Origin of the sequence: Acidilutibacter cellobiosedens, assembly GCF_004103715.1 — a bacterium.
Classification (GTDB): Bacteria; Bacillota; Clostridia; order Tissierellales; family Acidilutibacteraceae; genus Acidilutibacter; species Acidilutibacter cellobiosedens.
This window is the reverse complement of record NZ_CP035282.1, coordinates 885,954-900,867: the sequence shown is the minus strand read 5'-3', so window position 1 is coordinate 900,867 and position 14,914 is coordinate 885,954. Positions and strand designations below refer to the sequence as shown.

Below are 14,914 nucleotides of genomic sequence, written 5' to 3'. Positions count from 1 at the left end.
ATTATATGGATTAAAATTGTTGTCCATACCATTCGTTACTTAAATTGTAGTGAAACAGCTTAAAAAACAACAAAAGATGAATTGGTAATGTCAGAAATCGTCTTCTATTATAAACTATTTTATAGTTAATAAAATAAAACTTGCCATTACTTGAATAAGGCAAGTTTTATTTACTTGTTTTAGTAATTTTGTTTATAGTATTCCTATCCCTCCGCTTGCATACCCTAACACTAAATTTTCAAGTATTTCTCCTTCTGCAGTCATAAAGAATACTAAAATTAATCGAGTCTCTGCAGTTACAGGGATCATCAGTCCATCAACTATGCCGCTGCTGATATCTCCAACAGAAACATTTGGCCCTAAAGAAGGAGATAAGATCACCTCAGTTCCTGCAACAGCATTAAAAACATTATTTGGAACAATAGAAGTATAAACCTGTGCATGAATGGTAATCGTCGAACCAGGAATATCTAATCCCAGCGCTGAACTATAAAAAGCAGCGACAGATGTAATGAATCCATCCCGAGGTATAGAAAATGCATAATTTACTTCCTGCCCTATGGCACCACTTAGATCAATTGTAGGACTCAAAGGACCAAAACCATTTCCAAATGACCCGAATCCTAAAAAAGTAGGTACTCCTGCAAGCCCTCCGGCTATGCTTTCCAATGAAATAGGAAATCCTGAAGCAAAAGGAATAATGGCGCCTCCACTATCATTTCCCGTTGGACCTATCGGTCCCGTTGCTCCTGTTGGACCTGTCGCTCCAATTGGACCCGTTGCTCCTGTTGCCCCAATTGGACCCGTTGCTCCTGTCGCTCCCGTTGTTCCAGTTGCCCCCGTCGCTCCCGTTGCTCCTGTTGCTCCCGTCGCTCCTGTTGCCCCTGTTGATCCTGTTGCTCCTGTTGCCCCTGTTGATCCTGTTGCTCCTACTGGCCCCGTTGCTCCTGTTGCTCCCACTGGTCCCGTTGCTCCTGTTGCTCCTGTACTACCAGCTCCAGGTCCCGTTGGCCCAGTCGGGCCTGTTGGGCCGGTCGCTCCTGTTGGACCTTTACAGCAGCATTTCTTATAGTATTGCCAATGACAATAATTACTTTTGGGAATTTTTACCTTTATAAAATCATCACAGTTAGTTGACATAACTGTTCAATCCTCCTTATTAATTATCAAATGCGTATATCTATTATAATATATTCGTTCTTAAAGATTTTGTTAAAACTCGTCATAATAAATAACGCAATAACAAAAAGCCGCAACTCACAGATAGTAAATTGCGGCTTTTTTTCTTTCACAAAAGTTTTATATCATCAACAAATAGAAGGAGCATCTATATCACATTTCTTATCAACATACAAAAGGGGATATTAAAACTTACTATTACATGGGATTTCAGTTTATTCATTACTCAAGGCCATTAATTCCTATTATATTGTCTACAGGCAAAGAAAGCACAATTCCTCCAGCTTCTGTTCTCATACCGGCAACTTGATTAATCGTTTCCATAATAGTATGCTTATCTTTTTGACTGCAAAGAATAGCTAAAATATTTTTCTCAGATTGTATAGAAATTCCTAAAAACTTTTCTGCTTCCTCATATCCTATCCCTCTCGCATCAAGCATAGTCCCTCCAGTTACTCCGACAGATTTAGCGGCAGTCATAACTACATCGCTGTATCCGCGATTAACGACAATTATAACAAGCGCATATTTTACATTACATTCCATTTTTCTCACTTCACTTTCTATTTTTATACGTTCTTCCCGCATTAACAATTTCGAAATCAAGCTACCAATTCCTGATATCGGCATCGTAAAAGATATGCCTTTACCGGGACTTTTCAATTGCATCTCTTCTAAAAGAGTTGAAAGCAACAATGGTATTTTAGAATCCGGTACCATGCTTATGACAACATCTTTTTCAGTCTCACCTATTCCCAAATAATCCAACATCTCCGAATCCGCTGTACCACATCCAAAGCAAATAAAATGAAAATGAAGCTGTTCTCTATTACAAATTTCAGTAATCTTTTGTCCATTACCACGATCAACAATTGTCACGACAAGTTTAACAATCCCCTTACTTACATCTCTATTCATATTTTTACTCCTCCTCATAGTCTATTATGCTATCCTCAGTATCTAATATAGCGACACTTTTTGTCTCATCATATGATTCCATTTTAATTTTATATATAAGGCCCATAACCTGAATAGTAATGAGAGGAGTCATAGCAACCATGGCTACAATACCAAAAGCATCTGTCATAATGTTACCTCCAAGGCTTTTACATACTCCTATGGCAAAAGGAAGTAAAAAAGTAGCAGTCATAGGCCCGCTGGCAACGCCTCCACTATCAAAGGCAATTCCCGTAAATATTTTTGGTACCCAAAAAGTCAATATTATGGCAATGAAATAACCAGGAACCAAAAACCAGAAAATGGATATACCGCTCAATACCCTAATCATAGCAAAAGCTAAGGAAATAGACGTTCCTATAGATAGACTTCGTTGCATTAGCTTTTGGGAAATCGTTCCCTGTGAAACCATCTCAACTTGTTTATTAAGAACATGTACAGCCGGTTCTGCCGATACAATAAAATATCCTATTATCATTCCTAAAGGAATCAGCAGCAATTTATATGCAGATGCAGCAATCTCCGAACCTATGTAATGACCTGCAGGCAAGAATCCTACATTTACTCCGGTCAAAAATAAAACCAGACCAACAAGGGTATAAATCAGTCCTACTCCAATTTTTATCAACTGACGTTTCTTATATCTTCTGGAAATTAATTGAAAAACAGCAAAGAACAAAATGATAGGAAAAAGGGCAATTGAGACTTCTCTGAAGTATATAGGAATACCAATCAAGAACTGCCGTGCTACATCTTGCATTGTAAAAACATCAGGAATTACAGCAGATGTATAATCGGTAGTGGTTGGATTATAACATATACCTAAGATAAGGACAGCTAAAATTGGTCCGATGCTACAAAGAGCAACCATGCCGAAACTATCGTCCTGTGAATCTCTATAACTTCGTATTGAAGCCATTCCCACTCCAAATGTCATAATAAAAGGAACGGTAATCGGGCCCGTAGTAACTCCACCGCTATCAAAAGCCATAGCAATAAAATCTTTAGGCACAAATATCGATAGAATAAAAACAAGAGAATAAAAAAAGATAAGCATATATGAGAAACTAATTTTATAAAATGTGCGTAATACCGCAATCGCTAAAAAGATTCCCACGCCAAAGGCTATTGTAAAGATCAGTACATTATCAGGAATGGAAGGAACCTGGTGAGCTAAAACCTGTAAATCAGGTTCGGCAACAGTAATTAAAAAACCCAGAATAAAGCTAACTATTGTCATAAGAAAAATTTTTTGAGATTTACCCAGTTCAATTCCAAGGCCATCACCCATTGGAATCATAGCCATATCTGCACCCAATGAAAAAAATCCCATTCCAATAATAAGCAATACAGCACCGGATAAAAACAACAATGTGGTACCAACTGGCATAGGAATAATTGTAATACTTAAAAAAAGAACAATTATAGTTATAGGTAGCACAGATAACAATGCTTCTTTTACTTTTGCTTTCAGATTTCTTTTCATTTCTCGCCCCCTCAAATCTTTGATTTATATTTCATACTACATAAAAACATCATTTCACCTCAACAGTACCTAAAAGTTTAAAAAGTTCATTAAGCTCAGAAAAACCATTTAAAATCACTTGGAATTTTTCCTTTGGTATGGTTCGTAAAATAGGATCATATTTTTTTGCTCTTTCTCTTATATTTTTCAGTGCTTGTCTTCCATGCTCTGTCAAAGATAAAGAAACTATACGTTCATCTTCACTCTGCCGAACTCGATATATAAATCCTAATCTTTCAAGCTTTTTACATGTGGTAGAAACATTTCCCTGATTGATTTCAAAAATTTTTGATAAATTTCCTACAGTTATAATTTCATATTTTTGGACAGCAAAAAGGACATATGTCTGGATCACCGTTAGTCCTTCAGGTTGCACAATAGGATGCAGTACTTTCTCTGCTCCAACCTTAACAACGTGAAGAATATCCCATATTTCATCTTTAAACTCTTCTTCGAGCACAATAATCCTCCTCATTAAATTTATATGTTTTTTAAATCATATTTATATTAAATATTATATGATTTAAATATATTATTGTCAACATTAACCACAAAAATTTTTATTTTCCCTTTTGTTCGTAGTATCTTTCCACCGTAACATAAATATAATTGCCATTATTATCTGTACAGATTTAAATAATTAGAACATGTGATTGCAATATGTGCAATTTCAAAAATAATACATGGAAGTATGACAATGTAATTTTTCATCCAGAGTCCAACAAATAAAAAATACAAAGGCGGCATGGCGGCAAGCCCTATGATAAGAAGCCAAGGAGATACTACCCCCTGATAGTAAAAAATCCATGAGATATAATACCCTGCCAAAAATATAATCGCCAATCCAATATAAATGCCACTGTTTTTCTCACCCTTTTTATTTAATATCAAAATCAATAGAGCAACTGTCATGATTCCAAAAACCTGCTCTATAATATTAAATATTGGATACAGTGAAGAATTCTTCACAAGCACATTGTTAGCCGGCGGTATGAGCATCCATATAATGTTGGGGAACAATTGCAATACATACAATATAAGGCCTGTTAGTGAAAATCCAAATACATAATTTTTCATCTCTTTCATCTCCTCATTATATAAATAATCGAAATATGTTTATCGAACAAAAACTGCATAATAATCCTGTTTTTCCTATATTAGCATATCATAAATCTATAAAAAAATAAATCTCCGCTCTTTGCCCATTCAAAATGACAGAAACACAAAGCAGCCTCCTCCGGTGATATGTATTTTGCAATTAGTTTTTTATCTATATATAGGAAGGACCATCATACGTCAACGAAACCGATCCTCAATAAAATCCCATATAAAATAAAAATTTGTAGACATAAAAAAACAAACCTACTTTTAATAACATAAAAATAGGTTTGTTTTTTTATATGTTATCTGCTCAATTTAAACCTTTCGGAATTCCAAGTCTCAACCAGCTTGGCAGCTTCTGACTTAGGGTTATCGGCTCCACACACCGCAGACACCACAAAGAAACCGTCGATTCCGGTTCCAGCAAGCTCAGGTATATCGGCAAGCTTGACACCTCCGCCCACTACAACCGGAATCGGGCTGAGTCTGGCAAGTTCCGCAATATCGTCAAAACTTCTGGTAATTACTTTCCCATCTAAATCAAGCCCACAGTCCGGTTTTGTTTTTGTTTCATGCAACGGTCCAGCACCAAAATAGTCGATTTGACTGACATCTGCAGTTTTAATATACTCAAATAATTCATGTGTTCTGGCTGATAGACCAACGATGGAATTGCCGCCTAAATATTCCCGGCAGACTTCCACCGGGATATCCGATTGTCCGACATGGATTCCATCCACTTTTATCCCCTGCTTTCTCGCTGCCAGTACAACGTCAAGGCGGTCGTCCACGAGCAGTGCAACTTTGTCCGATTTACCGGCTTGCGCAATTACATTAGAAGCCTGACGGGTTAATTCAATCAGTTCACGTGCCGAAGCAATCTTTGAACGAATTTGTACACAGGAGAACCCAACCTCTACTGCATCTTTAATAATTTCTGCAACGTCTCGACCTTTTGTGTTCTCCGGTCCCACTACCAGATATGCTGAAATGTCTAATTTTTCTCTAATGCTCATTTTTACCTCCCAAAATACCGTTTATTTTATCAACTTTTGTATTTATCATGTTTGTACAGCCTGGGCGTATATCGGCCTTCAGAACGACTTCTGTGCGGATACCTTTGCCTGCGAGTACAAATGTCGCATCTTTTATGACCTTCATCACTTCATCCCACTCACCTTCAATTTCCGTAAACATGGAAGTTGTGCGATTAGGTAAACCCGATTCACGAATCACTTTCACGACTTCGGCTACTTCCGGCGCGAGCTCATTACCTACACCGCATGGTGCAATGGCTACTGCAATCAGTACATTCATCGATTAAACCTCCTTAATTTCAAATGGGTTATTTGCAATATCAGCCGCAGTGGCTTTATATAATTCGTCGATGAACGCAATCTGAAAACTTCCTGGACCATCCGCTTTACTTTCAGCACGGCTCGCCGCCAAATTGTACGCCGCAGTGGCAGTAAGTGCTGCAATAAATGGTGAAGCAGATGTTGCATATACTGCGACGACGCCACCCAATGAACAACCTGACCCGGTAATTTTCTCCATAAAGTAAGATCCTCCATAGGAAAAGGCTGCAATGGAACCATCCGTTATCAAATCCGTTTTACCGGATACGGCCACAGCCCCGCCTGTCCACTTCGCCAGTGCAACAGCAGCAATCTCTGCGTCGGTTACCGAATCCGTAGAATCAACGCCGCGGACATTGGATTGAGCTGTACCGCCCTCTAATCCCCATAAACCGGCCAACGCAATAATTTCCGAAGCATTCCCTCTGATTACATTTGGTTTATACTCCTTAAACTGCCGTAACAGTTGAGTCCTAAGTAATCCGATTCCGATTGCGACCGGATCCAGAACCCATGGTTTTCCAGCATCATACAGGGCTTTGACTGTACATGGCAGAGTCTGCTCATAAATCGGCAAGAGAGTACCGACATTTATATAGGTGGCGCCGCCGGCTTCCGCCAAAAATTCTCCCTCATCAGGCAGGTAAACCATAGCGGCGGACCCTCCGACAGCGAGCTGAGCATTAGCCACAAAATTAATAGTTACTGAATTCGTGATGGATCCTGCCATAGGATTTGTCCGCTTTACGGTTTCAACTGCTTGAATCATTCGGTTTTTAATATCTTCCTTACTAATCATTTTTATATTCCTCCTTCCACTGGTATTCCCCAAATCAAGTCTAATGATATCATCTCAGCTTCGTATCCAGTCCGTCCAGTATTCGGTTCATGGTGCGTACTGCACACATTTTGCCGCACATGGAACAACTATGCCGGTCTTCCGGCGGAATGCTTTCGTAATATTCTTTCGCCTTCTCTCCGTCCAGAGAGAGTTTAAAAATATCCTCCCATTCCAGTTTCCGACGAGCTTCACTGATCTGGAAATCCGCCATCCGTGCATTCTTCACGCCCTTGGCAATATCCGCCGCATGTGCTGCAATTTTGGAAGCAATAATTCCCTCTTTAACATCACTGAGGTCTGGAAGGCGCAAATGTTCTGCTGGGGTCACGTAGCACAAAAAATCTGCACCGTTTGCCGCCGCGATGGCCCCGCCGATAGCCGACGTAATATGGTCATAGCCGGGCGCTATATCGGTGACAAGGGGCCCCAACACATAAAAAGGTGCGCCGTGGCAAATCCGTTTTTCAATCTTCATGTTGGCCGCAATTTCATCCATAGCCATGTGGCCCGGACCTTCAACCAAAACCTGCACATCCTGCTTCCAGGCACGTTCTGTCAAATTTCCTATTTCCGTGAGCTCGGCAATCTGAGAAGCATCCGTCGAATCCGCAATACTTCCAGGGCGGAGCGCGTCGCCAAGGCTAACGGTTACGTCGTGTTCCCGCAGGATATCGAGCAGTTCGTCATAATACTCATAAAAAGGGTTTTCATTCCCCGTCATCTTCATCCACGCAAAAATCAGAGAACCACCGCGTGAAACAATATTCATCTGCCGCCTTTCGCGCAGGAAAATTTCCATGACCCGACGGTTGATACCCGCATGAATGGTCATAAAATCCACCCCTTCCTCCGCATGGGAACGTATGACTCTCAGAAAATCCTGTGCTGTGATTTCCTTCAGATCTTTTTCGAGATACCCAATGGCATCGTAAATAGGGACGGTACCGATCATCGCCAGAGAAATTTCAATCAATTTTTTACGGAATTCCCGTGTCTTTCCATAATTACTCAAATCCATAATTGATTCCGCACCGAATTTCTCTGCCAGCCTTACCTTCTCCATTTCCGCATGATAATCTGCGCAATCACCTGATATACCGAGATTAACGTTGACTTTCGTCCGCAGACCTTCGCCGATCCCGTAAGGGTGTAGCGATTTATGGCGGATGTTCGCCGGAATCACAATCCGACCCGATGCTACAAGAGCTAAAAGTTCCTGCTCTGTAAAACCTTCATCTTTAGCAACTCGCGAAAGTTCCTTTGTGACAATACCTTTTCTGGCCGCTTCCATCTGTGTTTTATAATTCATTCTGAATAGACTCCTTTCTTTAGTCCGTCGTTGCGGTAGGAGTCATAAAAAAAGACGTTCACCGATTTCAGCAAACATCTTTCTTATCAAATTCCGCTTCCCTACGTCAGTATTAACTAACAGGTTCAAAGGGTCAGGTTTTAACCTTCTCAACTTAATACGGACTTCAGCCCGCTTAGTCCCCCCGCAACATATTCGGTTTTATATAATAAAAAAGTGCCTCCTTCTATAAGAAAAGCACCTTAATCATTTCATGTAACAATTTGCTTCCCTTCGCCAGTATTAACTGACAGGTTCAAAGGGTCAGGTTTTAACCTTCTCAACTCATGTGGACCGCAGCCCATATAGTTCCCCCGCAATATAATCTGCAATTGTTTGGTGCGGGAAAGAGGACTTGAACCCCCACGTCAATGACACTAGATCCTAAGTCTAGCGCGTCTGCCAATTCCGCCATTCCCGCATAAAAGTAGTGACCCATCGGAGACTCGAACTCCGGACACCCTGATTAAAAGTCAGGTGCTCTACCACCTGAGCTAATGAGTCATTTTTATTATTATAATTATCTTGGGGTGGGTAATGGGATTCGAACCCATGGCCTCCAGAGCCACAATCTGGCGCCCTAACCAGCTAGGCTATACCCACCACAACAAAAAAATGGTGCACCTAGGAGGATTCGAACCCCCGGCACACGGATTAGAAGTCCGTTGCTCTATCCACCTGAGCTATAGGTGCAAAATTAACATTTGGAGCGGGTGAAGGGAATCGAACCCTCGTAACTGGCTTGGGAAGCCAGTACTCTACCATTGAGCTACACCCGCAAGGACTCATAAATCCTTTCTCGCTGACACAATTCACTGTCACACTGTGACCCTTTCTGCTAACATTATATGATTATAACAGATAAAAATATCCTTGTCAATACGTCAAAATCAAATTTCTATAATATCTGCCTTTATTTTATCTCCGATTTCTACAATTGCAAAGGTCCTCTTATGCCTTCCTCTCGGCATTGAGGGACTTCCGGGATTTAGAAAAATCATGCCATCCTTCTTTTCAATAGATGGTATATGAGTATGACCATATAGTATCAAATCTGCATTTTCTTCTTTTCCTGCATAATATAAATTTAGAATACCCATTTTTACATTATATTTATGCCCATGGGTTAGAAATATTCTCTTATCTCCAATATTCAATATAGTCTCCTCATTTTTCTTCTCCGTATAAAAATCACAATTCCCTCTTATTTTTATAGTATTAATATTTAATCTCTTTTCAATTTCAATTCCATCTTCGATATAATCTCCTAAATGAATAATCATATCAGGTTTTTCTAAGTATTCGACCTTTTTAATAAATTCATTTATTCTTCCATGGGTATCACTCACTACAAATATTCTCACTGCTTATCACCTTCACATATGTTTCCTAATTTTCGTTTATATTTCATTCAAAAAAATTTTTAGCTCTTCTTTTAATTTTTTCAAAGCTCTACTCCTGTGGCTTATTTTATTTTTAATTTCTTCTCCTAATTCTGCAAAAGTCCTATCATATCCGTCTACTATAAACAGAGGATCATATCCAAATCCTTCTGTACCTCTTTCTTCAAATCCTATTTTCCCCCTGCATTCTCCTGTTACAGTTTTCGTTCTTTTTCCGTCTGTTATTGCTATAACTGTCTTAAATACTGCATTTCTTTCTTTTAGTGGTACCCCCTTAAGATTGTTAAGAAGTTTTTTATTATTTTTTCTGTATGTAGAGCCTTCTCCCGAATATCTTGCAGAATATAAGCCCGGTTCTCCATTTAATTTATCTACAAAAAGTCCCGTATCGTCAGCAATAACTATTCCTCCGGCTATTTGTTGAATTTCTGTTGCCTTTTTGATGGCATTTTCTTCCAAAGTAGTACCATTTTCCTCTATACTAAATTCTTTTAATCCTATTTCATCTTTAGATAAAATTTCAATGTTGAATCCATCAAGAATATCCTTTATTTCTTCTACCTTATGAATATTTCCTGTAGAAAGGATCAACTTTCTTCTCTCCATTTTATTCACCTTCTGATTGCGGAATTTGTCCTATTAATTTGCCTATATCTCCTAAAGATCTTTTTTGAATTCTTATGAGTTCTTCGTTCCCTTTTTTGGCTAAATTCAACATTTCATTTAATTCTCCATAAGTAAATGTTCCCTTTTCTCCTGTTCCTTGTATTTCTATAAACTCTCCCCTATCATTCATAGCAATATTCATATCAACTCTTGCTTTATAATCTTCTATATAGCACAAATCCAATATTGGTACTCCACCAAAAATTCCTACACTTATTGCTGATACATAATGAGTTATAGGGATATAAGGCAATTCCCCCTGAACATAAAGTTTATTCATAGCCTCTACTAAGGCTACATATGCTCCCGTAATTGATGCAGTTCTTGTACCCCCATCAGCCTGTATTACATCACAATCTATCCAAATAGTTCTTTCTCCAATCTTATCTAACTTAACCGAATTCCTCAAAGCTCTTCCGATAAACCTTTGAATTTCTTGAGATCTGCCTTCGATTTTCCCCCGAGAAGAATCTCTGACTTTCCTATTCATAGTTGAACCGGGCAACATAGAATATTCTGCTGTAATCCATCCTGTATTTGTCCCTTTTAAAAAAGTTGGTACCTTGTCATCTATCATAGCTGTACAAATTACCTTTGTTTCCCCGATCTCTATGAGTGCTGAGCCTTGGGGATGTTTCAAATAATTTCTTGTAATATTAACTTCTCTTAATTCATCATATTTTCTTCTATCTATCCTTTGCATAAAAACATCTCCCAACTATATTATTACATTCTAATAATAACAGAATTAATACTATTTTTCCATAACAATTGTAATGGTATAAGTATCTATTAAAAAAAAATATAAGCTGCTACAAGAACAGCTTATATAAACTCAAACATTATTAATATTCATTGGCAAAAGCAGGAATACTTTCATAATGCTCAATATCTATGCCCGCTTCCTCCAAGGTTTTACCGTCTATTAACAACTCCACTTTTTCAATGTCATCAAATTGCTTTAAGGTAAGTCCAATATTCTTTGTAATACCATCGATTACAAATTGTTCTTTCAATGCATCTAATTTATCTGCAAAAACATCTACATAAGCTGTTCCATCTCTTACCTCCACACCTTGAAGCGTTAATCCATCCGGAATATCTGTATACAACCCTAATGTTTCGGAAGGAGAGCCCTCAAATAATTGCTCAATGGCGGTATAAATATTAGGTGTAGGTGCTAAAGTAGGTACAGTAACAGGTATGTAGTATTCATATTCTTGATTGTAGTTTTCCTTATAATATACTACAACTTTGGACCTGGCATTTTCCTCACCTTCTACAAGGTTAATATCCTCTCTTTCCAAAGGTTCTCCTATTCCGATCCCATGTTTAAGAGAAGGCAGTATCTTCCCTCCAACTACTATTTGTACTTTTTTAATTGCAGGAAATTCTGTCAAAGTGTATACTATTCCTTTGACTAAATTTTCTTCACTTTTTTCAGTTTCGCAATTTAATAAGTTCTCCGTAAAATCCACCTTACATATTCCCGTTTCTTCATCAATAGACATTCCCGTTATCTCTGTCCCTACAGGAATAATAGGCATTAATCCTATAGGGCTTAATGTTTCTCTCAATGAAGGACTATCAATCATATTTCTCAGTGCTAATTTTGCTATGCCCTCTTCCCAAGGGATCTTTCTCATTAAGGGCACGAGAAGTCCTTCACTATTTTGAAAATACAAGACTGTTTTTCTTAACCCTTCATCTTCTTCTGTCAATAAATTTTCTTCATCGCTTCTTATTATTTCTTCTTCTTCCTTAGAAAAAAGCTTTAAAAATCCATCTTTAAGACTGCAACCTGCTAAATTAATGCATAATACAAATATAATTGTTATTAATAAGGTTTTTTTAATCTTCATTCTCTGCCCCCCTTGCCATTTCTAATACATTATATTAGCTGGCAGAGAATACTATGATTATTTCTTTTTACTTCCTGCAAAATATCCTCCCATTATGGGAGTTATTGGATTCACGGTGATAAATGCTTCTTCATCATGCTCATGTAATATATTTTCAAGCACCTTTAAATCTTTTCTCTTTAAAACAATATGTAATACTTCTCTCATTCCTTCTTTACCGTATCCCTCTAATACGGTTACTCCAAACCCATTTTCCCTCAATGATTGAATTAAATCCGCATTATCTTCTCTTTTAAGTATTATCTGAGCAGTTAAATTTCCCAGTGCAATCTTACTTTCAATTAATATTCCCATATAATTTCCCGTAGCAAATCCTAAAGCATAAGCAATAAGATTTCTCGGGTCATTAAGTCCGTTTACCACCTTGCTTAGAGCTGCCACATATACCATTACTTCAAAAAAACCTATGAAAGCTGCTTGAATTTTTCTTCCTTGAACTACCATCAGTGTTCTGACTGTAGCCATAGAAACGTCTGTTACTCTCGCCAAAAATATCAAAAGATATCCTATAAATACAGACATATAATTTCCCCAATCCTTTCAAAAGCGAAGGATTTACCTTCGCTTTTAGTTAATTATTCACTCAAAAAATTTTCTATGCCCTTAATTATCGCATCTACCATCTTATACTGATATTCTTCATCAGTCAACAATTTTTCATCTTCCGCATTCGACAAAAATCCTGTTTCTATAAGTATGGCGTCCATCTTGGTCTCTCTTGTGACTACAAGATTAGGTCTTTCAATTACTCCCTTATCTACTGCTCCAAGGTCTTTAATTAACTCTTCCTTCATTGCCTTTGCAAATTCATAGCTGTTTCTTCCCGCCCCTTTGGGAGCACTTGCAGGGCAATACAGCACCTGAATCCCTGAAATATCTTTATTATCATTATAATTACAATGGATACTTATAAACAAATCGGCATTGTTTCTATTGGCAATATCCGCTCTTTCATATAAATCAACAAAAACATCCGTATCCCTTGTCATAATGGTATTATAGCCTTTTTCCGTTAACTTTTCGTCTAACTTTGACGATATCGCTAAAGCCACATCTTTTTCTTTTACATCCTTTGGAACAGTTCCCGGATCCTTTCCTCCGTGTCCCGGGTCTATAACTATAAGTTTACTGTTAGGATTGGTTGAAACATTCTTTTTAAACTTTAAACTTATTACCTTAGATGTTGCAGCAGATAATACTTCATAAGAAATATCTCTCTGGAAGCTGATTTTTATATTTTTATATTCCTTATCTTCTGTTACTTGTATGCTGTCTACTATTCCATCTTTTGGTGAAATGGAACCATTCTCTAATTGAATGTCATCCTTTGGTATGGAAATAGTTATCTCTTTACTGTTTTCTTCGTATTTCACATCATATTTTGTACTCTTTAGCGCTTCTACACTAAAGGAACGTTCATTGCCTGTTCCCGTATAACTAATCTCATCCAATGCCTGCTTTTCCGGATAGATTATCATTTTATTACCGTCATTTTCTATTTTTACGTTAGGATCACTAATTCCTTCTTTTACATCTAAAACAACTCTTACAATTTTACTATTTTTATCATAAAGGCTGTCCGGTTCAAACTGAGATACTCTCACACCCTTTATGAACCCTAACTGATAATCGTAGCTGTATTTATTATCAGCTAAATGTGAATTGAGCAAGTCGACCACTATTCTCGTCGGATTCGTAAGCTTTATTATATTTGTTTTTGGAGTTCCGGTATTATAAATAACTATTCCGTCTTTTCCATTGACCTTCTCCATAGATACCTTAGTTACGTTGTTAAGCAAGGATACTTCTAAAGATTTTCCGTCACCGGACTTTATAACATTAAACCCTGATTCCTGGGACAGCTGAAGAACAATTCTTGTCACATCCGGATTAGTGGAAAATTGAGAAAAACTGATCTTATTAAGTACTCCGTTTTCCCATGTATAATCCTTTTTATCTTTCAATTCCAATTTGGAATTTGGGATATCTATCACTATTCTATAGGGATTTTGTAATATAGTGGTTTCATAACTCATCGAAGACGTACCTTTAATCGTTATCACAGGTGAAGAAATGTTTTCTGTGTTGACTGATATATCCGTAATTGAAGACCCCTGAGGTTTTACGCTTTGGCTATCAATTATTACGGTACTTTTTTGGTCATCCCAGCCTACCTTATATCCCAAATTTTCCGATACAAATCTCAAAGGTACCATAGTCCTTGAATCATTTACCAACATAGGAGGCGGATTATCACCGGAGAGAGTTCCTTTCTTCTCATCTATGTATATATCTCGGCTGTTAATTTTCAGCACTATTTTCTTTCCATTTAAGGTAATTGTAACCGTTTTGTTTTCCTGATTCCATTCTGTTTTCGCCCCAAGTCCGTCAGCTACAAATCTTATAGGAACTAAAGTTCTGTCATTATAGATAAAAGATGGAATATCCGAAACTATAGGTTGTCCATCCATAAGAACCGATACTTCCCTTACCTTCTGGTTTTTACCGCCGATATTTAATGTAACCATATTAATTTTATTTTCTCCATAGCTTACAGAAGATAACGCAAAAAACATTATAAGAACAAACAGGACAACTTTTAATTTCTTCATTA

At 37.8% G+C, this 14,914-nt stretch carries 15 protein-coding genes, 5 tRNA genes and 2 riboswitches; all 20 genes read right to left on the bottom strand.

Annotation, left to right across the window (positions count from 1 at the left end):
- Window positions 1-192 precede the first annotated feature (192 nt).
- The 20 genes from EQM13_RS04285 to EQM13_RS04190 all read right to left on the bottom strand — a co-directional run bounded on the left by EQM13_RS04285 (window position 193) and on the right by EQM13_RS04190 (window position 14,912).
- Window positions 193-1,140 carry an exosporium glycoprotein BclB-related protein gene (locus EQM13_RS04285; protein ID WP_071140270.1) on the bottom strand — a complete coding sequence of 316 codons (948 nt, stop codon included), beginning with the start codon at window positions 1,138-1,140 and terminating at the stop codon, window positions 193-195.
- A gap of 261 nt (window positions 1,141-1,401) precedes the next feature.
- Complete coding sequence (locus EQM13_RS04280; protein WP_071140269.1) at window positions 1,402-2,097, bottom strand: P-II family nitrogen regulator; 696 nt, start codon at window positions 2,095-2,097, stop codon at window positions 1,402-1,404.
- Window positions 2,098-2,101: 4 nt separating this feature from the next.
- Window positions 2,102-3,622, bottom strand: a complete 1,521-nt coding sequence (locus EQM13_RS04275) for a DUF1538 domain-containing protein (protein WP_071140268.1) — start codon at window positions 3,620-3,622, stop codon at window positions 2,102-2,104.
- A gap of 49 nt (window positions 3,623-3,671) precedes the next feature.
- Window positions 3,672-4,121 carry a MarR family winged helix-turn-helix transcriptional regulator gene (locus tag EQM13_RS04270; protein WP_071140267.1) on the bottom strand — a complete coding sequence of 150 codons (450 nt, stop codon included), beginning with the start codon at window positions 4,119-4,121 and terminating at the stop codon, window positions 3,672-3,674.
- Window positions 4,122-4,279: 158 nt separating this feature from the next.
- Window positions 4,280-4,738: a hypothetical protein gene (locus tag EQM13_RS04265; protein ID WP_071140266.1), complete on the bottom strand. Its 459-nt coding sequence runs from the start codon at window positions 4,736-4,738 to the stop codon at window positions 4,280-4,282.
- A 326-nt stretch (window positions 4,739-5,064) separates the two neighbouring features.
- Window positions 5,065-5,778 carry a thiamine phosphate synthase gene (locus tag EQM13_RS04260; protein WP_071140265.1) on the bottom strand — a complete coding sequence of 238 codons (714 nt, stop codon included), beginning with the start codon at window positions 5,776-5,778 and terminating at the stop codon, window positions 5,065-5,067.
- Window positions 5,768-6,079, bottom strand: coding sequence for a thiamine-binding protein (locus EQM13_RS04255; protein ID WP_071140264.1), 312 nt, complete (start codon window positions 6,077-6,079; stop codon window positions 5,768-5,770). The genes EQM13_RS04260 and EQM13_RS04255 overlap by 11 nt, the downstream gene beginning before the upstream one ends.
- Window positions 6,080-6,082: 3 nt before the next feature.
- Window positions 6,083-6,919, bottom strand: a complete 837-nt coding sequence (gene thiM / locus EQM13_RS04250; RefSeq protein WP_071140263.1) for a hydroxyethylthiazole kinase — start codon at window positions 6,917-6,919, stop codon at window positions 6,083-6,085.
- Window positions 6,920-6,968: 49 nt separating this feature from the next.
- Window positions 6,969-8,270 carry a phosphomethylpyrimidine synthase ThiC gene (gene thiC, locus EQM13_RS04245; protein WP_071140262.1) on the bottom strand — a complete coding sequence of 434 codons (1,302 nt, stop codon included), beginning with the start codon at window positions 8,268-8,270 and terminating at the stop codon, window positions 6,969-6,971.
- Between the two features lie 80 nt (window positions 8,271-8,350).
- A riboswitch (TPP riboswitch) is annotated at window positions 8,351-8,466 on the bottom strand.
- Window positions 8,467-8,520: 54 nt separating this feature from the next.
- A riboswitch (TPP riboswitch) is annotated at window positions 8,521-8,635 on the bottom strand.
- 11 nt (window positions 8,636-8,646) lie between these two features.
- Window positions 8,647-8,730, bottom strand: a tRNA-Leu gene (locus EQM13_RS04240).
- 10 nt (window positions 8,731-8,740) lie between these two features.
- Window positions 8,741-8,813: transfer RNA gene (locus EQM13_RS04235), tRNA-Lys, on the bottom strand.
- A gap of 22 nt (window positions 8,814-8,835) precedes the next feature.
- Window positions 8,836-8,912: transfer RNA gene (locus EQM13_RS04230), tRNA-His, on the bottom strand.
- A 13-nt stretch (window positions 8,913-8,925) separates the two neighbouring features.
- Window positions 8,926-9,002, bottom strand: a tRNA-Arg gene (locus EQM13_RS04225).
- A gap of 12 nt (window positions 9,003-9,014) precedes the next feature.
- A tRNA-Gly gene (locus EQM13_RS04220) sits at window positions 9,015-9,088 on the bottom strand.
- Window positions 9,089-9,199: 111 nt separating this feature from the next.
- Window positions 9,200-9,673, bottom strand: coding sequence for a metallophosphoesterase (locus EQM13_RS04215; protein ID WP_071139786.1), 474 nt, complete (start codon window positions 9,671-9,673; stop codon window positions 9,200-9,202).
- A 36-nt stretch (window positions 9,674-9,709) separates the two neighbouring features.
- Complete coding sequence (rdgB, locus tag EQM13_RS04210; RefSeq protein WP_071139785.1) at window positions 9,710-10,318, bottom strand: RdgB/HAM1 family non-canonical purine NTP pyrophosphatase; 609 nt, start codon at window positions 10,316-10,318, stop codon at window positions 9,710-9,712.
- A 1-nt stretch (window position 10,319) separates the two neighbouring features.
- Window positions 10,320-11,081, bottom strand: a complete 762-nt coding sequence (gene rph / locus EQM13_RS04205; RefSeq protein WP_071139784.1) for a ribonuclease PH — start codon at window positions 11,079-11,081, stop codon at window positions 10,320-10,322.
- Between the two features lie 142 nt (window positions 11,082-11,223).
- Window positions 11,224-12,240, bottom strand: coding sequence for a GerMN domain-containing protein (locus tag EQM13_RS04200; protein WP_128752038.1), 1,017 nt, complete (start codon window positions 12,238-12,240; stop codon window positions 11,224-11,226).
- Window positions 12,241-12,297: 57 nt separating this feature from the next.
- On the bottom strand, window positions 12,298-12,822 hold the full coding sequence (locus tag EQM13_RS04195; protein ID WP_071139727.1) for a DUF2179 domain-containing protein: 525 nt from the start codon (window positions 12,820-12,822) through the stop codon (window positions 12,298-12,300).
- A gap of 53 nt (window positions 12,823-12,875) precedes the next feature.
- Window positions 12,876-14,912 (bottom strand): N-acetylmuramoyl-L-alanine amidase family protein, encoded by a 2,037-nt coding sequence (locus EQM13_RS04190; RefSeq protein ID WP_071139726.1) that lies wholly within the window; start codon window positions 14,910-14,912, stop codon window positions 12,876-12,878.
- Window positions 14,913-14,914: the final 2 nt, after the last annotated feature.